Source organism: Janthinobacterium sp. GW822-FHT07A03, from assembly GCF_058798815.1.
In genome coordinates this window covers 189,853-212,521 of the sequence record NZ_JBXAKW010000008.1, presented here as the reverse complement: position 1 = coordinate 212,521, position 22,669 = coordinate 189,853, and the positions used below count along the sequence as shown (strand labels likewise).

General features: G+C 64.7%; 24 protein-coding genes. 17 read left to right on the top strand and 7 right to left on the bottom strand.

The window, feature by feature from the left end:
• The first annotated feature begins 7 nt into the window (after window positions 1–7).
• A complete protein-coding gene (locus AC1RJW_RS22735; protein WP_077402718.1) occupies window positions 8–874 on the top strand; it encodes an alpha/beta fold hydrolase in 867 nt (288 codons plus the stop codon).
• On the top strand, window positions 871–1,800 hold the full coding sequence (lipP1, locus tag AC1RJW_RS22730) for a LipP1 family hormone-sensitive lipase (RefSeq protein ID WP_493046976.1): 930 nt from the start codon (window positions 871–873) through the stop codon (window positions 1,798–1,800). The genes AC1RJW_RS22735 and lipP1 overlap by 4 nt, the downstream gene beginning before the upstream one ends.
• 52 nt (window positions 1,801–1,852) lie before the next feature.
• On the opposite strand, the gene AC1RJW_RS22725 is transcribed toward lipP1, so the two are convergent.
• Both AC1RJW_RS22725 and AC1RJW_RS22720 read right to left on the bottom strand, forming a co-directional pair.
• Entirely contained in the window at window positions 1,853–2,389 is a 537-nt protein-coding gene (locus AC1RJW_RS22725) for a molybdopterin-dependent oxidoreductase (protein WP_493046975.1), read from the bottom strand.
• Window positions 2,390–2,419: 30 nt separating this feature from the next.
• On the bottom strand, window positions 2,420–4,408 hold the full coding sequence (locus tag AC1RJW_RS22720; RefSeq protein ID WP_493046974.1) for a TonB-dependent receptor plug domain-containing protein: 1,989 nt from the start codon (window positions 4,406–4,408) through the stop codon (window positions 2,420–2,422).
• Window positions 4,409–4,665: 257 nt separating this feature from the next.
• On the opposite strand from AC1RJW_RS22720, the gene AC1RJW_RS22715 reads away from it, so the two are divergent.
• From AC1RJW_RS22715 to AC1RJW_RS22680, 8 genes are all read left to right on the top strand, one after another.
• A complete protein-coding gene (locus AC1RJW_RS22715; protein ID WP_493046973.1) occupies window positions 4,666–5,502 on the top strand; it encodes an IclR family transcriptional regulator in 837 nt (278 codons plus the stop codon).
• Window positions 5,503–5,552: 50 nt separating this feature from the next.
• Complete coding sequence (locus AC1RJW_RS22710) at window positions 5,553–6,707, top strand: acyl-CoA dehydrogenase family protein (protein WP_034782861.1); 1,155 nt, start codon at window positions 5,553–5,555, stop codon at window positions 6,705–6,707.
• Between the two features lie 11 nt (window positions 6,708–6,718).
• Window positions 6,719–8,257, top strand: coding sequence for a class I adenylate-forming enzyme family protein (locus tag AC1RJW_RS22705; protein ID WP_493046972.1), 1,539 nt, complete (start codon window positions 6,719–6,721; stop codon window positions 8,255–8,257).
• Window positions 8,258–8,317: 60 nt separating this feature from the next.
• Window positions 8,318–9,484 carry an ABC transporter substrate-binding protein gene (locus AC1RJW_RS22700; protein WP_493046971.1) on the top strand — a complete coding sequence of 389 codons (1,167 nt, stop codon included), beginning with the start codon at window positions 8,318–8,320 and terminating at the stop codon, window positions 9,482–9,484.
• 104 nt (window positions 9,485–9,588) lie between these two features.
• Entirely contained in the window at window positions 9,589–10,461 is an 873-nt protein-coding gene (locus AC1RJW_RS22695) for a branched-chain amino acid ABC transporter permease (RefSeq protein WP_035817692.1), read from the top strand.
• Window positions 10,458–11,432: a branched-chain amino acid ABC transporter permease gene (locus AC1RJW_RS22690; protein ID WP_493046970.1), complete on the top strand. Its 975-nt coding sequence runs from the start codon at window positions 10,458–10,460 to the stop codon at window positions 11,430–11,432. The genes AC1RJW_RS22695 and AC1RJW_RS22690 overlap by 4 nt, the downstream gene beginning before the upstream one ends.
• Complete coding sequence (locus tag AC1RJW_RS22685; protein WP_493046969.1) at window positions 11,425–12,138, top strand: ABC transporter ATP-binding protein; 714 nt, start codon at window positions 11,425–11,427, stop codon at window positions 12,136–12,138. The genes AC1RJW_RS22690 and AC1RJW_RS22685 overlap by 8 nt, the downstream gene beginning before the upstream one ends.
• Window positions 12,139–12,154: 16 nt before the next feature.
• The gene (locus AC1RJW_RS22680; protein WP_493047082.1) at window positions 12,155–12,856 is read left to right on the top strand and encodes an ABC transporter ATP-binding protein; all 702 of its coding nucleotides are present in this window, start codon (window positions 12,155–12,157) and stop codon (window positions 12,854–12,856) included.
• A 14-nt stretch (window positions 12,857–12,870) separates the two neighbouring features.
• On the opposite strand, the gene AC1RJW_RS22675 is transcribed toward AC1RJW_RS22680, so the two are convergent.
• A complete protein-coding gene (locus AC1RJW_RS22675) occupies window positions 12,871–13,863 on the bottom strand; it encodes an HDOD domain-containing protein (RefSeq protein WP_493046968.1) in 993 nt (330 codons plus the stop codon).
• A 163-nt stretch (window positions 13,864–14,026) separates the two neighbouring features.
• On the opposite strand from AC1RJW_RS22675, the gene AC1RJW_RS22670 reads away from it, so the two are divergent.
• On the top strand, window positions 14,027–14,611 hold the full coding sequence (locus AC1RJW_RS22670) for a DinB family protein (protein ID WP_493046967.1): 585 nt from the start codon (window positions 14,027–14,029) through the stop codon (window positions 14,609–14,611).
• 1 nt (window position 14,612) lies between these two features.
• On the opposite strand, the gene AC1RJW_RS22665 is transcribed toward AC1RJW_RS22670, so the two are convergent.
• Entirely contained in the window at window positions 14,613–15,005 is a 393-nt protein-coding gene (locus tag AC1RJW_RS22665; RefSeq protein ID WP_493046966.1) for a VOC family protein, read from the bottom strand.
• An 83-nt stretch (window positions 15,006–15,088) separates the two neighbouring features.
• Between AC1RJW_RS22665 and AC1RJW_RS22660 the strand changes: the two genes are divergently transcribed.
• The 6 genes from AC1RJW_RS22660 to fghA all read left to right on the top strand — a co-directional run bounded on the left by AC1RJW_RS22660 (window position 15,089) and on the right by fghA (window position 19,021).
• On the top strand, window positions 15,089–15,631 hold the full coding sequence (locus tag AC1RJW_RS22660; protein ID WP_493046965.1) for a GNAT family N-acetyltransferase: 543 nt from the start codon (window positions 15,089–15,091) through the stop codon (window positions 15,629–15,631).
• 225 nt (window positions 15,632–15,856) lie between these two features.
• Window positions 15,857–16,108, top strand: a complete 252-nt coding sequence (locus tag AC1RJW_RS22655; RefSeq protein WP_493046964.1) for a hypothetical protein — start codon at window positions 15,857–15,859, stop codon at window positions 16,106–16,108.
• Window positions 16,105–16,350, top strand: coding sequence for a hypothetical protein (locus tag AC1RJW_RS22650; RefSeq protein WP_493046963.1), 246 nt, complete (start codon window positions 16,105–16,107; stop codon window positions 16,348–16,350). The genes AC1RJW_RS22655 and AC1RJW_RS22650 overlap by 4 nt, the downstream gene beginning before the upstream one ends.
• Before the next feature lie 161 nt (window positions 16,351–16,511).
• Window positions 16,512–17,183, top strand: a complete 672-nt coding sequence (lepB, locus tag AC1RJW_RS22645) for a signal peptidase I (protein ID WP_493046962.1) — start codon at window positions 16,512–16,514, stop codon at window positions 17,181–17,183.
• Between the two features lie 48 nt (window positions 17,184–17,231).
• Window positions 17,232–18,095, top strand: a complete 864-nt coding sequence (locus tag AC1RJW_RS22640; protein ID WP_493046961.1) for an NAD-dependent protein deacetylase — start codon at window positions 17,232–17,234, stop codon at window positions 18,093–18,095.
• Between the two features lie 56 nt (window positions 18,096–18,151).
• Window positions 18,152–19,021, top strand: a complete 870-nt coding sequence (gene fghA / locus AC1RJW_RS22635; RefSeq protein ID WP_493046960.1) for an S-formylglutathione hydrolase — start codon at window positions 18,152–18,154, stop codon at window positions 19,019–19,021.
• A gap of 18 nt (window positions 19,022–19,039) precedes the next feature.
• Here the strand turns inward: fghA and AC1RJW_RS22630 are convergent, their stop codons facing one another.
• The 3 genes from AC1RJW_RS22630 to AC1RJW_RS22620 form a co-directional block, all read right to left on the bottom strand.
• Window positions 19,040–19,705, bottom strand: coding sequence for a dienelactone hydrolase family protein (locus AC1RJW_RS22630; protein WP_493046959.1), 666 nt, complete (start codon window positions 19,703–19,705; stop codon window positions 19,040–19,042).
• A gap of 161 nt (window positions 19,706–19,866) precedes the next feature.
• A complete protein-coding gene (locus AC1RJW_RS22625) occupies window positions 19,867–22,185 on the bottom strand; it encodes a xanthine dehydrogenase family protein molybdopterin-binding subunit (RefSeq protein ID WP_493046958.1) in 2,319 nt (772 codons plus the stop codon).
• Window positions 22,178–22,645, bottom strand: coding sequence for a (2Fe-2S)-binding protein (locus AC1RJW_RS22620; RefSeq protein WP_493046957.1), 468 nt, complete (start codon window positions 22,643–22,645; stop codon window positions 22,178–22,180). Before AC1RJW_RS22620 ends, AC1RJW_RS22625 begins: the two co-directional genes overlap by 8 nt.
• Window positions 22,646–22,669 lie beyond the last annotated feature (24 nt).

The window sequence follows — 22,669 nt, the reverse complement described above, 5'->3', positions numbered from 1 at the left end:
ACTTGCCATGCATCAGAATGAAGACAGCTACACCCACGACTACGTGCGCATCGACGGCCAGCGCCTGCATTGCGTCATCGCCGGCGAAGGCAAACCCGTGCTGCTGATCCCCGGCTGGCCGCAAACCTGGTACGCCTGGCGCCACGTGATGGCGGCGCTGGCCGCTCAGGGCTACCAGGCGATCGCCATCGATCCGCCCGGCAGCGGCCACTCGGAACGTCCGGCCGGCGGCTACGACACGGGCGCCGTTGCCGCCACCCTGCACCGCGCCATGCTGGCCCTGGGCCATGCGCAGTACGACGTGGTGGGCCACGACATCGGCATGTGGGTCGGCTATGCGCTGGCCAGCGACTTCCCGCAGGCAGTGACGAAACTGGCGCTGACGGAAGCCGTGATCCCGGGCCTGGCGCCGGCGCCGCCGATCTTCGTCGCGCCGTCCGACAACATCTTCCTGTGGCACTTCATGTTCAATCAGGTGCTGGACTTGCCGGAAATGCTCACAGCGGGCAAGGAGCGCGAATACATCCGCTTCATCCTGGACCGCTGGTCGTACCGCCGCGACAAGGTGGCCGTCGACGTGTATGCGGACGCCTATGCCACGCCGGGCGCCCTGCGCGCGGGCTTCGCCTACTACCGCGCCATTCCCGAAACCATCCGGCAAAACCTGGAACGGGCGAAAAAGAGTCTGGCCATGCCCGTGCTGGCCATTGGCGCCGACCATGCGACAAATGACGCGCCATTGCTGACCATGCAGGGCAAGGCGGACATCTTGAAAGGCGCCATCGTCGCCGAATGCGGCCACTTCATCATGGAAGAACAGCCGGAAGCGTTCATCGCCCACCTGCTGCCGTTCCTGGCCGGAGAAGCCGCATGAGCCTCGATCCGCAAGTAGCGGCCTTCCTGGCGCTGGCAAACGATGCGCCGCCGCCCGCCTCGCTGGCGGACCTGCGCGCCGCCACGGAAACGGGACTGCGCCAGCTGCACGGCCCCCTGGAAGACGTGACGTCCATTACCGATTACGTGGTGCCGGGCGAGCATGCGCTGACCGTCCGTGCCTATGTGCCTGCCGGCGCGGACACGGGTCAGCCCTTGCCGGCCATCGTCTTCGCGCATGGGGGCGGATGGTGTTTGTGCTCGCTGGACCTGTACGACAATCCGTGCCGCGCGCTGGCCAACGCCACCGGCTGCGTGATCGTTTCCGTCGACTACCGGCTGGCGCCCGAGCACAAGTTTCCCGTGCCACTGAACGACTTTTACCGGGCCCTGTGCTGGGTCGCCGACGAGGCGGAGATGCTGGGCATCGATGCGAAACGGCTGGCCGTGGGCGGCGACAGCGCGGGCGGCAACCTGGCGGCGGCCGCCGCCCTGATGGCGCGCGACCAGGCCGGCCCCGCGCTGGCGCACCAGCTGCTGCTGTACCCGGCGCTCGATTTCGCCTTCGACACGCCGTCCTACCAGCGCTATGCGGAAGGGCATTCGCTGACGCGGGAAGCGATGCGCTTTTGCTGGTCGGCCTACCTGAACGAGCCGGCTGACGGCGCGCAGCCCTACGCCGCGCCCCTGCAGGCCGCGTCGCTCAAGGACTTGCCGCCGGCGACGGTGCTGGTATGCGAGTACGACCCGCTGCATGACGAGGGCGAGGCCTATGCGCGGTATTTGCGCGACGACGGCGTGGCGGCGCAATACGTGCAGCTCGACGGCATGATCCATGCGTCGATGCACATGCTGGGCCTGACGCCAGCGGCGCGGGGATTGTTCGACGTGGCGGGCAAAGCCATGCGGCAAGCGCTGGCGGCATAAAAAAAACGCGCCGGGGATGGCTCCACGGCGCGTTTTTTCCATCAGCTGCGCGTCATTCCGCCAGCTTGCGCACCTCGATGCCGTTCAGCCACTTCACGTGGCGCGGGCCCGTGCGGATGTCCTTGGCCGAAATGAGGGCGATCTCGCCATCGTTGTCGTCGAGCGCCTTGCCGTTTTTTTCGTAGTAGACAATCACACCCTCGCCGGCCGGTGCGTTATACAGCTCGCCCCAGGAAAACACCACGGCATAGCCGTCGGTGGCCGTGGCGATGATGGCGAGCTTCTTGACGTCGTTGTGCCCCGGCGCATCGAGCACCGCCTTGTCCAGGATGTCGCGCAGGCGCACGCCCTTGTAACTGGTGATGGTCTCGGCCTTGTCGCCGTTGTGGCGCGTGACGGCGATGTCCCCGCCATTGGCCGGGGGCAGCTGGCGCAGGTCGGCCACCTTCAGGGCCAGCGGCGTTTCCACCATGCCCGTCACGGTCAGCGCGTGGCTCATATTGTCGCGCGCTGGCGCCGGGTCGGCCCAGGCAGGTGCCGCCGCCAGCAGTGCGGCCGAAACGAGGCCCGCCAGTATTGTCTTCAACATGCTGTGTCCTTTCATTGAATAGTCAAAAAATCAGAACTGGTATTGCGCATTGGCCAGCCAGCTGCGGCCCGCACTGGGAAAACCATCGGCCAGCGCGTAATTGCGGTCACCGAGGTTGCTCACGCCCGCTTCCAGACTCAAGGCCGGCAAGGGCCGGTACACGGCTTTCAGGTTCATGGTGGTAAAGCCGCCCAGTGCCAGCGTGTTCGAGACCCAGCGTCCGCTGTTCGATTCGGCGATGGCCACCACGTCGACCTGGCGCGCCGCGTGCAGCACGGCGTGCGCCGTCAGCTTGTGGCGCGGCACGTCCGTCAGGCGGATGGCGCGGTCGCTGACGTTTTTCATGTCGGTATAGGTGTAGTTGCCGCCCCAATCCAGCCAGGCGCCGGCGCGGCCGCGCAAACCGACTTCCACGCCGCTGATATGCGCCCTGCCCGCGTTCTGCATCTGCGACCGCACGCCCGCCACATTCGCCACGCTCTGGATCTTGTCCTTCACGTCGCTGTAGAACAGGGCCGCTTCCACCTTGGCGCCCTGCACGGCGCCCTGGTAGCCCACTTCATAATTGAGCGCTTCCTCGGCGCGCAGCGCCGGATTCTCGATATACGTGCCCAGGCGCTGCGAATAGCGGTCCTTCAGGGTCGGCAGGCGCGACTTGCGCGCCACGGTGGCATACACGCGCGCCTCGGAACCCACTTTATGGAACAGGCCCGCCTGCAGGTCGGTAGCCGATTGATTGTGCGGCAAGGTATACGCATTGCCGGCGCTGTAGACGGTGTCCGGGCGCAGCACGTTGCGCGAGGCGCCCAGCGACAGTTCCGTCGCCGCATTGAGGGCGATACTGTCTTCCGCGCCCAGGGTCCACAGGGCATCCTTGTACCAGGTGGTGCGCACGCCCTTGACATCGAGCTCCTGATGTTCGTCGGCCTTGTAGCTGGCAACCAGGCGCAGGCTGTGCGCGGCAAGGCGGAACGATTCGAGTTCCACCGCGCCGCCGTTCGTGCGGTCGTTATAGATGCTGCGCCCGCCGCTGACGCTGCCCTGGCCGCTGGTCTTCAGGGTCGTGTAGCTGCCGTTCGTGTAGGACGTGATTTCATTGTCGTAGCTGTCGTGGTACAGGCGCAGTTTCAGGCGTTCCTGCTGGCCCAGGCGCGTCTGCGAGACGAAATACACGCTTTCCTTGTTCCAGTATGGCCACTGCCAGTAGCGCGCGCCGGCGGGATTCGTCGATGGCGGCTGGCCCTTTTCGCCATGCTGCTTGTAGTAGCTCAGTGCATACTCGTCGCCCGCCCGCGCGCCGCCCGGCGTCAGGCCCACCTTGAACGATAGCTTGTGATCCTTGCGGTAGGAATTGTTGCGCATGCCGCCGTCTTCCGTGGCCGTCGGGCGAAAATCGGACGACATGGGAAAGCCGTCGCTGTCGATATACGACACGCCGGCCTGCAGATACCACAGGCCCTGGTTGGTGCCCACGTTGGCCGACACCTGGCGCTCGCTGCCCGAACCGAATCCCACTGACGTATCGCCTTCCATCAAAGCCGTCGGCTTGCGCGACACCAGGTTGATGGCGCCGCCCAGGGTATTGGCGCCGTAGGCCACGGAACTGAAGCCTTTCGCTACCTGGATGGCGGCCAGGTCGGCCGTCGTAAAGCGGTTGAAATCGACGTAGCCGTCATATGGCACATAGACGGGTATGCCGTCGATGTACAGCGGCACCTGGCGCGCATCGAAGCCGCGGATGGCGACGGTTTTCTCGTTGCGCGAATTGGTCGACAGCGACACGCCGGAGAGCAAATTCAAGGCGTCGCCCACGTTGTCGCGGTTAAAGCGGCGCATCTCGGCGCGGCTCACTTGCGAGCCCACCTGCTGTTCCATCTGGCCTGCCTGCTCGCGCTGGCCGATCACCGTCACCGTGCCCAGCACGAACGGCGCCGCTGCATCCACGTCTTCCTTGCCAGCAGCCTGCTGCGCCAGCGCCAGCAGAACGGCGCCTGCCATTACCTGTTTCACCATCGTCATGTTGTTCTCTTCCGTTATATATCAGCTTATATAGCGATATGCAAAAAAGCGGCCGCGCATGCGGCGGCCGTCATCCAACGGCGCAATATACAGATGTATATAGCGATGCTCAAGCAACAAGGCCAGAAACAGCGGCGCAGGTCAATTTTCCGAGAGAAATTCATGCACCGCACCATTTCGCTGTGCGAACGAATGTTTCATAAAACGATTGACACGTCCAATTTGGCTAGGCAAACTGATTTCCAGGGAGTTCGAAAATGAATGCAAATATAACAAATATTCAGGCCGCAGCAGATCCGGAACTCATCGTCTTCAGCGATGACGAGGAAGGCAAGGACCGCCAGTTCGTCAACGCACTGGCGCGCGGCCTGGAAGTGCTCCGGTGCTTTCGCCCCGGCGAAGTCTATCTGTCGAACGCGGACATGGCCAAGCGCACGGGCATCCCCAAGCCCACCATTTCGCGCCTGACCTACACCCTCACCAAACTGGGCTACCTGAATTACTCGGACAGCCTGGGCAAGTACCAGCTGGGCGCCGGCGTGCTGGCCCTCGGCTACCGCATGCTGTCCAATCTGGACGTGCGCAAGATGGCGCGCCCGCTGATGGAGGAACTGGCCGAACATGCGCAGGCGTCCGTGTCGCTGGGCACGCGCGACCGCCTCAGCATGGTGTACGTGGAAACGTGCCGCAGCAGCGCCAACGTCACCCTGCGCCTCGACGTCGGTTCGCGCATTCCCCTGATGACGACCGCCATGGGCAAGGCCCTGCTGTGCATCCTGCCGCAGACCGAGCGCGACTACCTGATGGACCATGCGCGGATGCACGAGACGGAGCGCTGGCCGCGCATCAAGGCCGGCATCGAACAAGGCTTCAAGGATTACCAGGACCGGGGCTTTTGCATCTCGGCCGGCGAGTGGCAGAACGACGTGCACGCGGTGGGCGTGCCCATGCTGGGCGCGGATGGCGAACAGGTGATGGCCTTCAATTGCGGCGGCCCCGCCTTTTTGCTGTCGCGCGAAAAGCTCGAGTCCGACCTGGGACCGCGCCTGGTCGCCCTGGTCAAGACAGTGGAAAAAAACCTGGGCCGCGGTTAGACTGCGCGCCCCTCTCAACAACAGATCACATCAAAGCGCCGAGGAACCCGATGATACGCGACGAAGAAACCCTGAACATCCTGCTCGACAGCATCGCCCGTTTCGTGCGCGAAGTGCTGGTGCCGAACGAGGCGCTGGTGGCCGAGACGGACACGATCCCGCCCGCCATCGTGGCGCAGATGCGCGAGCTGGGCCTGTTCGGCCTGTCCATCCCGGAAGCCTACGGCGGCCTGGAACTGAGCATGGAAGAGGAAGTGCGCGTCGCGTTCGAGATCGCCCGCACCTCGCCCGCCTTCCGCTCGCTGATCGGCACGAACAACGGCATCGGCTCGCAAGGCATCGTGATCGATGGCACGGAAGCGCAAAAACAATACTATCTGCCCAAGCTGGCGGCCGGCGAGATCATCGGCTCGTTCGCCCTGACGGAAGCGGGATCGGGGTCGGATGCGGCCTCGCTGCGCACGACGGCCGTGCGCGATGGCGACTTTTACATCCTCAACGGCAGCAAGCGTTATATCACCAACGCCCCCGAAGCTAGCATCTTTACCGTCATGGCCCGCACAGACCCCGTCAAGCGCGGCGCCTCGGCCATCTCCGCCTTCATCGTGGAAAAGGATACGCCGGGCCTTTCTTTAGGCAAGATCGATAAGAAGATGGGCCAGCAAGGCGCGCATACCTGCGACGTCATCTTCGAAAATTGCCGCGTTCCGGCCGCGAACATCATCGGCGGCAAGGAAGGCGTGGGTTTTAAAACTGCCATGAAGGTGCTCGACAAGGGCCGCTTGCACATCGCCGCCGTCTGCGTGGGCGCGGCCGAGCGCATGCTGGCCGACGCCCTCGCCTACGCGATGGAGCGCCAGCAGTTCGGCCAGCCCATCGCCGAGTTCCAGTTGATCCAGGCCATGCTGGCCGACAGCAAGGCGGAAATCTACGCGGCGCGCAGCATGGTGCTGGACGCCGCGCGCCGGCGCGACAACAAGGAAGACATCTCGACGGAAGCATCGTGCTGCAAGCTGTTCGCCTCCGAAATGTGCGGCAGAGTCGCCGACCGCTCCGTGCAGATCCACGGCGGCGCCGGCTACATCAGCGAATACGCGGCCGAACGCTTCTACCGCGACGTGCGCCTGTTCCGCATCTACGAAGGCACGACGCAGATCCAGCAGATCGTCATCGCCCGCAACATGATCAAGGCAGCGCAAAAGTGAAGGAGGCCGCGATGGACATTCCCGCCCTGCTGGCCCACTTGCCGGCGCGCCTGTCGGCCATCCCCATCTATTGGGCGGCGCGCGCGCCCGACGCGCCCGCGCTGCATGAAGGGCGCCGCAGCTGGAGCTACGCCCAGCTACGGCACAGTGTGGACAGCGCCGCGCAGCTGCTGCGCCGACTGGACGTGCGCGCCGGCGACCGCCTGATGGTGGTAGGCGAGAACTGTGCGCTGCAGGTGGCGCTGATCTTTGCCGCCGCCAGCATCGACGCGTGGATCGTCAACGTCAATGCCCGCCTGTCGGCGCGCGAGATCGACACCATCGCTGCGCACAGTTCGGCGCGGCGCGTGCTGTTCCTGGCCGGCGCCTCGCCGGAAGCGGCCGCGCATGCGGCGCGTCTGGGCGCGGCCAGCGCCACGGTCGACGGCATGGGCGAGCTGCTGGCTGGCGACCTGAACGAGGCGGCCCTCGCGGAAGACACAGTGCCCGGCAACGAACAGGTGGCCGCACTGATCTACACGACGGGCACCACCGGGCAGTCGAAGGGCGTGATGCTCACGCACCGCAACCTGCTGTTCATCGCCGCCGTCTCCAGCACCCTGCGCGGCTTGAGCAGCACCGACCGCGCCTACGGCGTGCTGCCGATTTCCCACGTGTACGGCCTGGCCTCGGTGGCCCTGGGCACCCTGTATGCGGGCGCCGCGCTGTACCTGGTGCCGCGCTTTTCCGTCGACGGCCTGCTCTCGGCTCTGAAGGACGACGGCTTGACCATCGTGCAGGGCGTGCCCGCCATGTACGCCAAGCTGCTGCAAACCCTGGGCGGCGCCGACACGCCGCTGCCCACGCGGCTGCGCTTTGCGTATGCGGGCGGCTCGCCACTGGCGCCGTCGCTCAAGCACGAGGTGGAAAAGCTGCTCGGCACCGCGCTGCACAATGGCTACGGCATGACGGAAAGCGCCCCCACCATCAGCCAGACGCGCCTGGAAACGCCGCGCCGCGACGACTCCGTGGGCATGCCGATCCCCGGCGTGGAAGTACGCGTGGTGGACGTAGCAGGCAAGGATGTGGCGCCGGGCGAGCCGGGGGAACTGTGGATACGCGGGCCGAACATCATGGCCGGCTATTACCGCGAACCGGCCATGACGGCGGCTACCATGCGCGACGGCGGCTGGCTCAATACGGGCGACATGGCGCGCCAGGACCCGGACGGCGCGCTGTTCATCGTGGGACGCACCAAGGAACTGATCATCCGCTCCGGCTTCAATGTGTATCCGCTGGAAGTGGAAACGGCCCTGAACGCCCACGCTTCCGTGGTGCAGTCGGCCGTGGTCGGGCGCACCCTGGCCGATGGCAACGAGGATGTCATCGCCTACGTGGAGCTGGACCCGCGCCAGCCCGCCAGCGTGGCAGAATTGCAGGCATGGCTGGCGCAGACCCTGTCGCCGTACAAGTGCCCGTCCGCCATCATCGTCATGGAAGCGCTGCCGGCAGCCGCCACGGGCAAGATTTTAAAGGGGCAGCTGCGGCAAATGGCGCAGAATGCACGATAAGTTGACCATGTAGTAGCAGACCCGACAATAAAACCAAGCCACATCACCGGAGGAGACACGATGAAACGCACCTACACACGCATCGCCATGGCAGCGCTGGTTGCCAGCGCCTGGATGGCACAGGCCAGCGCCGACGAATTCCTGGTCGGCGCGGAAATCCCGCTGACGGGCAACCTGGCGCGGGTCGGCGCCGGCATGCAGGAAGGGATCATGGTCGCGGCCGAGGTATTCAACAAGACCAACGGCAAGCACACCATCAAGATCATCACCGTCGACGACGAATCGGCGCCCGCCAAGGCCATCGCCGCCGTGGAAAAGCTGGCCAGCCAGGGCGTGGTGGCCATCACGGGCGGCTACGGCTCGAACAATATCTCGCCCGCCTCGGACACGGCCAATAAACTGGGCCTCGTCTACATCACCTCGGGCGGCGTGGACGACAGCCTGGTGGCCAGCGGACGCAAGAATTTTTTCCGCATCAATAACACGGCCGGCTACGAAAAAGCCATGCTGGGACTGCTGCAGGATGTGGGCGCCAAGTCCGTCTCCATCGTGTATTCGACCAAGGATGCCACCACGGGCCTGGCCAAGGACGTGGAAAAGGCCCTGGCCGCCAAGGGCGTGAAGGTGACGACGCACTCGTTCGATCCGGCCATTACCGACTTCAAGCCCATCATCAACAAGATCAAGCTGCAGGACAAATCGGAAGTCGTGGCCATGGTCGGCTACGAAAACGATTACGTGGGCATCATCCGCGCCGCCCGCGTGCTGAAACCGAAGATCAAGGCCATGGTGGGCGTGTGGTCGCTGGCCACGCCGAAAATGGCGGCCGACTTCCCCGACCTGATGCCGAATGTCTTCGGCACGGCCCTGCTGCCCTTCCCGACCGAATTCAAGACGGCCGACGGCAAGGCCTTCAGCGACGCCTACAAGCAGCTGTACAAGAAGGAGCCGGACTACCTGGGCCAGTTCGGCTATGTGCAGTCGATGCTGCTGTTCGAAGCGATCGCGCGCGCGGCCGACAAGGGCACGCTCAAGAAAGGCGGCGTGGCCGAGGAAATGCGCAAGACGGACCGCGAAACCCTGATCGGTCGCGTGCAGTTCGCCGCCAACGGCGACAACCAGAACTTCGTGCACCGCATGGCGCAGCACCAGGACAAGAAGGTGGTGATCGTCTGGCCAAAGGAGCACGCGACGGGCAAGCTGAACTATCCTGCCCTGCCCTGGTAAGCAGCCTCCCGCTGCACACGCGCGCGCCCGCCGGGCGTGCACCGATGAACGGCTGCCCTGGCGCATCTTCCCGATGCACCAAGGCTGTCTGACGGGATGACGACATGACAGAATTAATCTTGCAGGCCCTGTATTCTGGCCTGCTGCAGGGCGGCTCCTATGCCCTCATCGCACTGGGACTGGCGCTGGTCTTCGGCACCATGAAAGTGATCAACCTGGCGCACGGCGAACTGGTGCTGCTGGCCGCCTACATCGCCTACAGCGTGGAGTCCGGCCTGGGCCTGGGGCCCATGTTCGCCATTCCCATCGCGCTGGTGATCGTCAGCCTGACGTCCGTGGGCGTCTACCTGATCGTCAGCCGCATCAAGAAGGACCGCGAAATCAATTCGCTGATCCTCACCTACGGCATCGGCGTGATCCTCACCAATTTCATTTTGCTGGTCTGGAAGGCCGACATCCGTTCGACGTCGTCGAGCTGGCTGCAGGAAGGTTTCGAGATCGGCCCGTTTTTCAGCATGCGCAGCGAAGTGATCTTCTTTGGCGTCAGCCTGGTGCTGATGGCGGCCCTGTGGCGCTGGCTGTCCACCAGCTGGTATGGCCGCGCCGTGCGCGCCGTGTCCAGCAACCGCGACGCGGCCAAGCTGATGGGCATCGACCCGGGCCGCACGGAACTGGTGTCGTTTCTGGTCGCCGGCATCCTGGCCGCCTTCGCGGGCGTCGCCTTGTTCAGCTATGGCGTGATCCAGCCGGCCTACGGCGGCGCGCTGACGGTGAAAGCCTTCATCATCACGGTACTGGCCGGCATCGGCTCGATTCCGGGCGTGCTGCTGGCCGCCGTGCTGCTGGGCGTGGCAGAAGCCTTGACCGTCACCCTGGCCAGCTCCGCGCTGCAGGAATTGTCGGGCATGGTGCTGTTCCTGCTGGTGCTGTTCATCATGCCGAACGGCCTGTTCGGCGCACAACGGAGGCGCGGATGAAGCACTCGACACTAATTTCAACGGCCGGCCTGCTGCTGGCCGCGTATGTCGCCGTGCCGCTGGCCCTGGGCGCCAACCAGTATGTGATGAGCATGGTGGTGGCGGCCCTGATCATCGGCGGCGTGGCCATGTCCTGGGCCCTGCTGGGCAACCTGGGCGGCATGGTCAGCTTCGGCCACGCGGCGTTCTTCGGCGTGGGCGCGTATGTCTCTGCGCTGACCACCGTGAAACTGGGCGTGCCCGTGTTTGCCGCCATGCTGCTGGGCGGCGCGGGCGCGGCCATCGCCGCCGTCATCATGCTGCCCGTGCTGCGGCTGCGCGGGCCGTATTTTGCGCTGGCCATCCTCGCCTACGCGCACATCTTCCGCATCCTGGCCACGGAATGGAGTGCCGTGACGGGCGGCGCCGGCGGCATCAACAATATCCCGGCTTTACCCACCGTCTTCGGCTTCGATCTGGCCAGCAAGACGGGCGCCTACCTGGTGGTGCTGACCCTGGTGGTGTGCTGCGCGTTGACCTACGGCCGCATCCGCGCCAGCCATTACGGCATCGCCCTGCGCGCCATGCACGACAGCGAGGACGCCACGCGCGTCGTCGGCGTCAACAGCACCTTGCTGAAAGGCGCGATGCTGCTCGTGTCGGCCTTCATGGCGGGCCTGTTCGGCGCCTTCAACGCCCATTACATCAACTTCCTCGAGCCGGACTACGCCTTCAACAGCCTGTGGGTCACGTTACCGATCGTGGCGGCCATCTTCGGCGGTTACCGCACCATCCTCGGCCCCGTGCTGGGCGCCGTCGTGGTCTACCTGGTCGACCAGCTGATCTTCAAGTCGCTGATTCCGACCGGGCACCAGCTGGTGCTGGGCGTGCTGCTGGTGGCGATGATCGTCTTCAGCCCGAACGGCTTGCTGCCGCTGCTGCAAAAATGGCTGAAAAACATGTTCAAAGCGAAGGAGAAAGCACATGCTTGAACTCGATAATGTGTCCGTGCGCTTCGGCGGCCTGACGGCCGTCGACAGCGTCACCCTGAACGTGGGCAGCCACGACGTGATCGGCCTGGTGGGCGCGAACGGCGCCGGCAAGACCACACTGTTCAACGCCATTTCCGGCCTGGTGCGCCCCACCGGCGGCGGCATCCGCTTCGAGGGACGCGACATCATGGCCACGCCCATGTACCAGCGCGCGCGCCTGGGACTGGGCCGCACCTTCCAGATTCCGCAACCGATGCATGAACTGACGGTGCGCGAAAACCTCGTCGTGGCCCAGCGCTTCGGCACCGGCAAGGTGGACATGCGCAAGATCAATGAAATCCTCGATTTCACCAGCCTGGCAGACAAGGCCGGGCGCGACGCGGCCAGCGAACTGGCGCTGACGGAATTGAAAGCGCTGGAAGTGGCCAAGGCGCTGGCCACCAATCCGAAACTGCTGCTGTTAGATGAAGTACTGGCAGGCCTGGAAACGAACGGCAAGCGCCGCTTCATGGGCATGCTCAAGGACTTGCATGCCGCCTTTGGCGTGGGCATCGTCATGATCGAACACGATATCGAGACCATCAGCAATCTGTGCCAGCGCGTGGCCGTGCTCAATTTTGGCCAGCTGATCGCCGACGGCACGCCGGATGCCGTCTTCCGCGATCCGGCCGTCATCGAAAGCTATACGGGAGCAGTCCATGCTTGAAGCGATGCCCGAAACGATGCTTGAAATTAGTAATCTGCGCGCCGGCTATGGCGCCATCAACGTGCTGTGGGACGTGTCGCTGTCGATCCAGAAGGGCAAGCTGACCACCATCATCGGCCCGAATGGCGCCGGCAAGACGACCTTGCTGCGCGCCATCATGGGTTTGCTGCCCGTGGGCGCGGGCAGCATCGCGCTCGACGGCGTGGCCATCAACGGCACGCCGACATGGAAGATGAGCGATGCGAGGGTCACGATGATCCCCGAAGGGCGCATGACGTTTCGCGACATGAGCGTGGAAGAAAACCTGATCATGGGCGCCTTCCCGAAGGAGCACCGCGGCCACATGCCGGCGCGCCTGGAGCAAGCCTACGCCATGTTCCCGCGCCTGCACGAACGCCGCAAGCAGCTGGCCGGCTCGCTCTCCGGCGGCGAGGCGCAGATGCTGGCGATGGCGCGGGGGCTGATGTCGGCCCCGTCGCTGCTGATCATCGACGAGCCGTCGCTGGGCCTGGCGCCGCTGGTGGTCAACGAGCTGTTCGAGATCCTCGCGCGCCTGAACGACGGCAAGCGCACCATCATTTTAGTGGAGCAGAACACGGCACGCGCCGTCGGCGTGGCCGATCACGTCTACCTGATGCAAAGCGGTAAGGTGGCGCTGTCGCAAAAAGCCGATGAGGTCGACCTCGAACATCTGCACGCACTGTATTTCGCGCGCTGAGCGGCATACAGCCGTCACTCCTCGTCGTCGGCCAGTTTGTCGAACACCTGCAGCTCGCTCTTGCCGAATCCTGCCGTCACGAAGGGATCGTCGGCGGGAAAGCGGCCAGTATCGACCAGCATGCGCAGCTTGCTCAAGCGGTCGCCCAGCGCCAGCGCTTGCGCCTGCGGATCGGCATCGGCGTGGGCATCGACGCCGGCCTGCCCGATCGCGCGGGTCACGGATTCTGGAAACTCCCATAATTCGGCAATCCGCACCGACAAGATGCGCGCTTGCGCAAACACCTGGGCGATGAAGGCGTCCGATTGCGGAAAGGCATCGGGCGCATGCATCTGGTCGATCAGCCGGAATGCCACCACCAGGCCGACATTGGCCATCAGTCCCGCCAGATAGGCGTCGAAGACATTGGCCTGCATGGCCGGCGCGAGCAGGTTGGCCGCCAGCGCGCATTTCTCGGACTGGCGCCAGATCAGCGGCGCCGTGCGTATGGTCAGGCCGCCGCTTTGCATGCTGACGATGGGACGGAAGGCGACGCGGGCAAGCAGCATGCGCATGCCGTTTTGCCCCAGCAGCATGATGGCGCCTTCCATGTTGTTGATCGACGGGCTGGCGTTGTAGCGCGAATGGTAGCAGGGCCGGTTCGCTTCGCGGTAGACCTCGGCGACCAGCAGCACGTCCTGTCCCAGCTGGGCTGACAGCTTGGCCGCGCTCATGTTTTCATCTTGCAAGGTCCGCATCAACTGGGGAATGATGGCCGGAATGCGCGGTATCAGCGCAGCGCCAGCGATCGGCTCACGGACCAGGCGTGTCAATTCGTCCAGAATCTGCTGTTCGGCCTGCTTTGACGCCTGCGCCGAACCGGCGGCCGCCAGCCAGCGGTAGTAGATGGCATCGATTTCGGTGATGGTGGCTGGCTGCCGTGCCATCTCGGGCGCCGCCGCTGCCATGACGGGCGCCGCCTTGTTTTTGTCGTCGCCGCCGTTCAGTAATTTTCCTATCCAACCCATTTTGTTCTTCCAGCCCTATATGCATCACTATCGCGAAATCCGCTGCGCGATTTTACTTGATGACAGCAGCGCCGGTGCGGCGGGCGTGACCGTTTTGTCCACCTGCCGCAACATGCTAAAGTGGCACGACATGAACCCTTCCCTGCCCGACAAACGATCCATCATGAACAATCCACTTGCGCACTACCTCACCAGCCAGGCGTACAACAACGCCTGGGCCAACCACCGCCTGCTGAAAGCTTGCGGGCAGCTGACCCAGGCCGAGTTCCAGGCCACGCGCGTCAGTTTTTTTCCCACCATCCAGTTCACGCTGAACCACATCCTCACATGCGACTGGTTTTATCTCGACGCGCTCGAACGCGAGTTGCGCGGCGAAGCGCCCCATCCCGACTGCTATGTCTTTTTTGAACAGGACGAGCCGTTCACCGATTGCGCGGCCCTGCACGCGGCCCAGCGCGCCTCGGATCTGCGCCTGATCGCCCATTGCCGCAGCCTGTGCGATGCGGACCTGGCGCGGCCCGTGACGATCTTGCGCGACACGCCGCAGGTGGACACGCGCCAGCGCATGCTGGCGCATGTGTTCCAGCACCAGATTCACCACCGGGGGCAGGTGCACGCCATGCTGGCGGGCACGCGCATCGCGCCGCCGCAGCTCGACGAATTCTATTGCGCCGGCGAAGCGGACGAGCGGGCGCAGGATTTTGCGGAACTGGGTTGGACGGAAGACGACGTCTGGGGCCCGCGCTGAATCATTCCCCGCCGTGGCAGCAGACGCACAGCTTGTTGCCATCGAGGTCGCGGAAATAGGCGCCATAGTAATTATCGTGGTAATGCGGGCGCAAGCCGGGCGGTCCCTCGCACACGGCGCCCAGCGCCAGCACGGCCTGGTAGCATCGGTCCACCTGCGCGCGGCTGGCCGCCAGCAAGGCCGTCATCTGGCCATTGCCGGCAGTCGCCGGCAAGCCGTCATGCGGCGCCGTCAGCACGAACAGGGGACGCGGCGCCTCCCGCGCCATCCATCCCGCCCAAGGTTTGGCCGGATCATGAAATTTCTCGATCAAATCGAGCTCTCCCAGCAGGGCCGTGTAGAAGACGTAGGCGCAGGGAAAATCGTTAGTGCCAAGGCAGAGATGGGACAGCATGCTGCTCCTTCATGAATTCAAGCACGTGTGCGGCGAAGTGCGCCAGCTGATTATAATGGCGCATCTCTTTCGGACCAGATCCCATGCCAGACCTTGACCGCCTCCAGCTGCTTCCCCCCTCCAGCGCCGACCTCCCCGCCTTGCTGGCCTTCGAACTGGACAACCGCGCCTATTTTGAAACCTGGGTCACGGCGCGCGCACCGTCCTACTACACGCCCGAAGGCATCGCCGCCGCCATCGAGCAGGCGCAGCGCGAGCGCGAAAAAGACACAGCACACCAGTACCTGGCCAAGCTGGACGGACAGATCGTCGGCCGGGTCAACCTGACGGCCGTCACGCGCCCGTATTTCAACAAGGCGGCGCTCGGTTACCGCATCGGCGAACGGTTCGGCGGACGCGGCTACGCCACGCGCGTCGTGGCCCTGCTGCTGGAAGAAGCATTCGGCGCACTGGAACTGTGGCGCCTGGAAGCGACGGCGCGGCCACAAAACCTGGGCTCGGTCGCCGTCATGCAGCGCAACGGCTTTCACCAGTACGGGCGCTCGGAAAAAGCCATGCTTTTCCAGGGTGACTGGTCGGACTTGCTGTATTTTGAACGGCGCAACGACGGCGCCGGCATCGAATAAAGCCGAGCAGTTGCTGCTCGGCGCGCAATACCGGCCATCCGGGCGCGCGACAAGTCGCTGAAGGTCAGGCTGGACGCTGTCATCAAGTCCTTCACATAAGCACATTTTCCGGCGTCAACGCCGTTTTCATCCTATCGGGCGCGCTTTTGTGACAGCGCAAAGCACGGCGATATTGGACTGATAACGTCAAGGTTAGGGAATTTCCCCTGCCTAGCCAAGTCCAACATGAAACTGCGTCAGCGCCTGTTCGAACACGTTCTGCTGGTACTGGCGCTGGCCCTCGTCATCTTTGCCGCCGCCATCGTGCTGGCACGCATGACGCAATGGGCGGAAGCGCAGGAACTGCCCGCCTACCTGACACAGGGCATGCATCTGGTGGGCAAGGTACTGTTTTTCCTGGACGGCTGCATCGTCATTGCCGTCAGCAGCATCCTGGCCGCCCGGCTGTTCCGCATGCTCACCAAGGAGGACGTATGAAGCACCTTCATTACCTGTTCACGCTCAGGCATCCGCGCCGCTTCTGGTGCAGCGCCTTCGTCATCGCCGTGGCCTCAGCCATCCTGCTGGGTCCCTGGCTCGACAGCATTCCATGGCTGGTGGCGATCCCCCTCGTGGCCGGCGGCTTGCTGGTGGCGCTGGGCGAATTGTGGGATGACATGCACGGCAAGCGCCTGCCGAACGGCAACGACGATACGCAAGCGCCGTGCCGCCATCCCTGAGGCTGGCGTGATGATGCGTGCACGCAACAACAGTCGCGCCATCGGCCGCGCATGCGCTTGATTTAAGACTGGCTTCAGTCTCGCCGTGCATCGTGATATGGCGCCAGCAGCAATGGCGCCTTCCTTCCCCATCACGGGCACAGCCCAGCGAAAGAACCGACATGAGCACATGGATGCGCGCCAACAAAGGTTTTTTGATGTTTCTCCTGCTGTTCGGCGTGTTCCGCACGGCCGTGGCGGACTGGAATCCCATACCGTCGGCATCCATGCGCCCCAACCTGCTCGAGGGCGACGTGGTCTTCGTCAACCGCCTGGCCTTCAACCTGAAAGTGCCGCTCACCGACATCGTGCTGCAGCGCCTGGGTGACCCGCAGCGTGGCGACATCGTCACCTTTTCCTCGCCGAAAGACGGCACGCGATTGATCAAGCGCATCATCGCCCTGCCAGGCGACACGGTGGAAATGCGCAATGAACAGCTGGTCATCAATGGCCAGCCCGCCCAGTACACGGCGCTCGATACGGCGCCCGAAACCATCGCCCACGTGGGCCAGCTGACGGCCCAGCGCATCAGCGAGCGCAACCTGACCGAGCAGCACCGCATCCAGGTCTTGCCGCAAATCGCGGGCGCCGCGCGCAGCTTTGCCCCTGTGACGGTGCCGGCCGACCATTTTCTGATGCTGGGCGATAACCGCGACAACAGCGCCGATTCGCGCTACTTCGGCTTCGTGCCCCGCGCATTGCTGATCGGTAAGGCCGAGCGCATCCTCGTCTCGGCCGATATTCAGGAGCATTGGCAGCCGCGGCTGCAGCGCTTCGGCATGAAGCTCGAGTAAACCTCTCCCTCGCAACGGCGCCCTGCTTTTCGGTTAGCATGGCGCATCATGCAAAACTTTCCCTCATCCAGCCAGCAGCCTGCCAGCGACGATGCCGCCCTCGAGCAGCTGGCGCAGTTCCTGCGGCGCCATCCCGACGTGCTGCTGCTGACGGGCGCCGGCATCAGCACGGCGTCCGGCATTCCCGATTACCGCGACGCGGACGGCGTGCGGCGCGGTAATGCTCCCGTGCAAGGCCCCGACTTTCGCCGCCAGAAAGCCGTGCGCCGCCGCTACTGGGCGCGCAGCATGGTGGGCTGGCCCACCATGGCGCGCGCGACGCCGAATCCCGGCCACCTGGCCATCGCGCAACTGGCACAGCGCCAGTGCATCGGCGGCTTGGTCACGCAAAACGTGGATGGCCTGCATCAGCAGGCTGGCAGCGCCGCCGTCACGGAATTGCACGGCAGCATACATGGCGTGATCTGCCTCGATTGCCGGGCCCGCCACACGCGCCGCCTGATCCAGGACATGCTGGAACATGACAATCCGCAGCTGCTGGGCGCCACGGCCACGCCCGCGCCCGACGGCGACGCCTTGCTGGAGCCATCGCAGCTGGCCACCTTCCACGTGCCTGCCTGCCCTCGCTGCGGCGGCACCCTGCAGCCCGACGTGGTGTTTTTCGGCGATGGCGTGCCCGCCGCCTGCGCGGCCGAGGCCGAACGCAAGATGCACGCGGCCAGCGCCCTGCTGGTGGTCGGCTCGTCCGTCATGGTGTATTCCAGCTTTCGCCTGTGCCGCATGGCGGCCGAGACGGGCAAACCCGTGGCCGCCATCAACATGGGCAAGACGCGCGCCGACCATTTGCTGGCATTCAAGACCGATGCCCCGGCACAAGACATCTTGCCTGCATTAGCGGCCATGCTGGGCTGAGCCCCTGCCGGTCCTGCGCCGCTCTGGCTATACTGTGCAATTAACGAGGAGAATTCATGCTGGAACTGTTGAGTGAACACGCCTGTTTTGGCGGCGTACAACGCTTTTATCGCCACGACGCGCAAGCCATCGGCCTGCCCATGCGTTTCTCGGCCTTCATTCCCGACACGGCGCCGGGCAGCGTGGTCACCACCAAACGCCCCGCCCTGTTTTACCTGGCGGGCCTGACTTGCACGGAAGAAACGTTCATGATCAAGGGCGGCGCGCAGCGCGTGGCCGCCGAGGAAGGCTTGATCCTGATCGCCCCCGACACCAGCCCCCGTGGCGCGAATATCGCGGGCGAGACGGATGCCTGGGATTTCGGCGCGGGCGCCGGCTTTTACGTGGACGCCACCGAGGCGCCCTGGAGCAGCCACTACCGCATGTACAGCTATATCCTGGAATTGCGCGCCTTGCTGGAACAGGAACTGGAGCTCGATGCGCAACGCACGGGCATTTTCGGCCACTCGATGGGCGGCCATGGCGCGCTGGTGCTGGCCCTGCGCAATCCAGATGTGTTCCGCTCCGTCTCCGCCTTCGCCCCCATCGCCGCGCCGAGCCAATGTCCGTGGGGCAAGAAGGCGTTTACGGGCTACCTGGGCAGCGACGCGGCCAGCTGGCAGCAGTACGACGCCAGCGCGCTGATGCGCGGCCTGCAGGGCCGGCCGCCACTATTTCCTAACGGCATCTTGATCGACCAGGGCCTGGCCGACAAATTCCTGCCCGAACAACTGTATCCCGAAGTGTTCGAAGCGGCGTGCCGCGACGCCGGCCAGCCCTTGCGGCTGCGCCGCCATGCCGGCTACGACCACGGCTATTACTTCATCGCCAGTTTCATGGAAGAGCACGTGCGCTTCCATGCGCGGAATCTGCGCGCCCTTGCCTGACGCACCTGCCTGATTGGGTTACTGCGCCGTGCTGGTATGCCCGTTGAAATGGCGCATGTACCAGTCCGTGGCCAGCAGGGCCGCCTGGTGGCGCGTGTCGGGGCCGCCAGGAGCGGCGATCTGTTCCAGTTGTTTGTCGCAGCGCAAGGTGGCAAACGCCATGCGGTTCAGGCCAGCCACGTCGGGATCGCGCCCGCCCACGATCAGCAGCGATGGCACGCGCACGTTTTCCAGCGCCACCTTGCCCGCCATTTCCACCTGGCCATCGCAGACGGCCAGCGCGGCGATTTCCGCGCTGCGCCAGGCTGCCAGCTGCATCACGACGGCGGCGCTGGTGCCATAGCCATACAGACCGCAGGGCAAGCGCCGCGTGGAAGAGTCGACTTGCAGCCAGCCCAGGGCTTTTTCCAGCTGGCGCGCGAGCAGCACGATATCGCTGCGCACGAAATAGGCATGGCCATTGCTGCCGCCGCCAGGCTCGACACCGCCTTGGTCGAAGCGCAAGGTGGCGATGCCCGCTCGCAAAAAATCCTGGGAAGTGGCGTGGCTGGAGGCGCCCAGGTAGTCGCTATCGGCGCCCGCGCCGTGGGCAAACAGGACGATGCCCACGGGCCGCTCGGGCATTTCAAGCACGCCGTCCATTTGAAGTTCATCGGCCGTGATGCTGACAAATTGTTCTTGCATGGCTGCCTCCGCTATCGAGCTGAAATCGGACTGACATCAAGCTGCTGTTGCGTTGATCTTGCCGGACCGGGCACCGCCTGCGCGCCCTGAGCGGCAAGCCTCAGTGTACCAGCCTGCGTCCGTTCACGCGCGGCGCACGTCAAATTTGCCCTGCGCCCGCATCAGACGGCGCCGTGCCGGTCCAGCCCCTTCAGCACGGCTTCCGGGCGGATCGGCAAATGCCGCACGCGCGAGGCCACGGCGGCAAAGATGGCGTTGCCGATGGCCGGCGCCACGGCCGTCGTGGGCGGTTCGCCCATGCCCGTCGAGGTTGCCGTACTGGCCACGAATTCGATGTCGAGCTCGGGCACGTCGGCCATGCGCAGGGGCGTGTAAGTGTTCAGGTTGGTATCCTTTACTTCGCCATTCAGGAAAGCCGTGCCTTCATGCAAGGCCATGCTCACGCCCCACAGGGCACCCCCTTCCGCCTGCGCCAGCGCACCGTCCGGATCGACGATGCTGCCCGCATCGATGACCATGAACAATTTTTCGACTTTCACCATGCAAGTGCTGCGGTCCACTTTCACCCGGGCAACACAGGCCGTCCAGGTGGGCATGTCGCGCTCCTGGCCGAACGTGGCGGCGATGCCCAGGCCCGTGTCGGGCGGCATGGCCGTGCCCCAGCCAGCCTTGTCCGCCACCCGTTGCAGCACGTGGGCCAGGCGCGCGGCGCCGCCGACGGCGTTCGGCGCGCTGCCCGCATTGCGCCCCGTCGCCTGCAGCAAGGACAAACGAAACGCCAGCGGATCGACCTTGGCCGCCTGCGCCGCCTCGTCCATGAAACTTTCCACAGCCCAATTCGTCCAGCCCGGCCCCACGGAACGCAGCCAGCCGGGGCGGAAACTGCTGTTGGCCAAGTCGTTCGACACGGCCCGCACGCGCTGCGCGCCCACCGCGTACCAGTGGTCGGCACCGGCGATGGCGAACGGGTCGTAAGGATGGCCCTGCTTATCCTTGGCCAGGAAGGCGGGAATCATCGCTTGCGTGGGCCAGCCCGCGCTGGCCTCGTGCACCATCGCCGACACCTTGCCGGCGTCGTCGAACGCCATGCGCACATGCTGCACGGATGGCGAGCGGGGCGAATCGAAACGGGCATCGTCGGCCCGCGTGCAGATCATCTTGACGGGCCGCCCCACGGCTTGCGCCGCCAGCGCGGCCGGCACGCAATAATCGCCGTTCAGGCGCCGCCCGAAACCGCCGCCGAGCAGATACGTGTGCAGCATGACATTGCTCTCAGGCACCTTCAACGCCTGCGCCAGCACGGGCAGGATCAATGATTGCCACTGATTGCCCGCATGAATGTGCCAGACGCCGTCGATTTCCTGCGCCAGCGCATTCACGGGTTCCAGCTGGAAATGCAGCACGGTACTGGTCGTGTAATGGCGTTCCAATTGCAGGCTGGCATCCTTGAACGCTTGCTCCACGCCATCATCGTCGACCACGCGGGCACCCAGGCTGGCATCGGCCAGCTGCTTGGCGGCGTAGTTGAGGATATCCTGCTCCGACACGTGGGCCGCCGCGCCGGCCCGCCATTTCACCTGCACCAGGTCGGCCGCGCGCATGGCCGCCGCATAGGTCTCGGCCACCACCATGACCCAGCCGGGCACCGTGCCGCTGGGGTCCTGCAAGGCGAACGAGCGCAAATAGCCCTTCACCTTTTTTGCCGCCGAGTCGTCGATGGACACCACTTTCGAGCCGTAGCGCGTGGGCGGGATCTTCGGACGCGCATACAGCATGCCCTCCACCTGCGCATCGATGCCGTACACGGCCGTGCCATTCGTCTTCGCCGGAATATCGAGCGCCTGCACCTGCTGGCCGATCAGGCTGCGCTGCTGCGGCGTTTTCAGCACGATAGCTTTCAGTTGCTCGGGCGTGTACTGGCGCGCCAGCTTGCCACGGCGCACGATGTCGCCATAGCTGATCGAGCGCCCCCGGCCATGCACAACGCCCAGCCGGGCGTGGCAGGCGGACACGGGCACGCGCAGCAGGCGCGCGCCCTCCTCGACCAGCGCGAGACGTCCGGCCGCACCGGCACAGCTGAGCGGATCGACATTCTGCCAGACCGACCAGCTGCCGCCCGTCACCATCAAGCCCCATTTCGGGTCCGTGTCCACGTAATGCAGGCGTACCTTGCTCCAATCCGCTTCCAGCTCCTCGGCGACGATGCGCGCCAGGGCCGTGCCGATATGCTGGCCCATTTCCGCCTTGGCGATATTGACGGTGATCATGCCATCGACGTCGATCTCGAACCAGATGCTGGGATCGAACACGGGCGCGGCAGACTTGACGGGCGGCACGGGCGCTACCTTGCCGGCGGCCAACGAGCTGTCGGCGCGCAGGAAAGCCAGCGTAACCCCCGTGCCGGCGGCGGCGATCAGGAAACCGCGCCGGCCCGGCGACGGAGGATGAGTATTTGAATTTTCTTTCGGCAACTTAAACACCGGACGCCTCCTGCATGCCGGCTGCCAGCTTGATCGCCTTGCGGATGCGCACGTACGCCATGCAGCGGCACAGGTTGCCGCTCATGACGGCATCGATATTCGCATCCGTCGGCTGCGGATAGTCGCGCAGCAAGGTGGCCGCCTGCATGATCTGTCCCGACTGGCAATAGCCGCACTGGGGCGCCTGCGTGGCGATCCAAGCGCGCTGCAGCGGGTGCGTGCCATCGGGCGAGAGGCCTTCGATGGTGGTGATGGCGCAGCCGGCCACGGCGGCAACCGGCGTGATGCACGAACGCATGGCGCGGCCATCCACGTGCACGGTGCAGGCCCCGCACATGCCGATGCCGCAGCCAAACTTCACGCCTTTCAAGTTGACTTCGTCGCGCAGCACCCACAGCAGGGGTGTCTCGGCATCGGCCTCGGTGCCGAAGGGCTGGCCATTCACGGTCATGTTATACATAAGTGTTATAAATAAGTGTCGTAC

Coding starts and splice junctions, on each gene's coding strand:
- AC1RJW_RS22735 (WP_077402718.1), top strand. CDS start 8: ATGCATCAGAATGAAGACAGCTACACCCACGACTACGTGCGCATCGAC.
- lipP1 (WP_493046976.1), top strand. CDS start 871: ATGAGCCTCGATCCGCAAGTAGCGGCCTTCCTGGCGCTGGCAAACGAT.
- AC1RJW_RS22725 (WP_493046975.1), bottom strand. CDS start 2,389: ATGTTGAAGACAATACTGGCGGGCCTCGTTTCGGCCGCACTGCTGGCG.
- AC1RJW_RS22720 (WP_493046974.1), bottom strand. CDS start 4,408: ATGACGATGGTGAAACAGGTAATGGCAGGCGCCGTTCTGCTGGCGCTG.
- AC1RJW_RS22715 (WP_493046973.1), top strand. CDS start 4,666: ATGAATGCAAATATAACAAATATTCAGGCCGCAGCAGATCCGGAACTC.
- AC1RJW_RS22710 (WP_034782861.1), top strand. CDS start 5,553: ATGATACGCGACGAAGAAACCCTGAACATCCTGCTCGACAGCATCGCC.
- AC1RJW_RS22705 (WP_493046972.1), top strand. CDS start 6,719: ATGGACATTCCCGCCCTGCTGGCCCACTTGCCGGCGCGCCTGTCGGCC.
- AC1RJW_RS22700 (WP_493046971.1), top strand. CDS start 8,318: ATGAAACGCACCTACACACGCATCGCCATGGCAGCGCTGGTTGCCAGC.
- AC1RJW_RS22695 (WP_035817692.1), top strand. CDS start 9,589: ATGACAGAATTAATCTTGCAGGCCCTGTATTCTGGCCTGCTGCAGGGC.
- AC1RJW_RS22690 (WP_493046970.1), top strand. CDS start 10,458: ATGAAGCACTCGACACTAATTTCAACGGCCGGCCTGCTGCTGGCCGCG.
- AC1RJW_RS22685 (WP_493046969.1), top strand. CDS start 11,425: ATGCTTGAACTCGATAATGTGTCCGTGCGCTTCGGCGGCCTGACGGCC.
- AC1RJW_RS22680 (WP_493047082.1), top strand. CDS start 12,155: ATGCTTGAAATTAGTAATCTGCGCGCCGGCTATGGCGCCATCAACGTG.
- AC1RJW_RS22675 (WP_493046968.1), bottom strand. CDS start 13,863: ATGGGTTGGATAGGAAAATTACTGAACGGCGGCGACGACAAAAACAAG.
- AC1RJW_RS22670 (WP_493046967.1), top strand. CDS start 14,027: ATGAACAATCCACTTGCGCACTACCTCACCAGCCAGGCGTACAACAAC.
- AC1RJW_RS22665 (WP_493046966.1), bottom strand. CDS start 15,005: ATGCTGTCCCATCTCTGCCTTGGCACTAACGATTTTCCCTGCGCCTAC.
- AC1RJW_RS22660 (WP_493046965.1), top strand. CDS start 15,089: ATGCCAGACCTTGACCGCCTCCAGCTGCTTCCCCCCTCCAGCGCCGAC.
- AC1RJW_RS22655 (WP_493046964.1), top strand. CDS start 15,857: ATGAAACTGCGTCAGCGCCTGTTCGAACACGTTCTGCTGGTACTGGCG.
- AC1RJW_RS22650 (WP_493046963.1), top strand. CDS start 16,105: ATGAAGCACCTTCATTACCTGTTCACGCTCAGGCATCCGCGCCGCTTC.
- lepB (WP_493046962.1), top strand. CDS start 16,512: ATGAGCACATGGATGCGCGCCAACAAAGGTTTTTTGATGTTTCTCCTG.
- AC1RJW_RS22640 (WP_493046961.1), top strand. CDS start 17,232: ATGCAAAACTTTCCCTCATCCAGCCAGCAGCCTGCCAGCGACGATGCC.
- fghA (WP_493046960.1), top strand. CDS start 18,152: ATGCTGGAACTGTTGAGTGAACACGCCTGTTTTGGCGGCGTACAACGC.
- AC1RJW_RS22630 (WP_493046959.1), bottom strand. CDS start 19,705: ATGCAAGAACAATTTGTCAGCATCACGGCCGATGAACTTCAAATGGAC.
- AC1RJW_RS22620 (WP_493046957.1), bottom strand. CDS start 22,645: ATGTATAACATGACCGTGAATGGCCAGCCCTTCGGCACCGAGGCCGAT.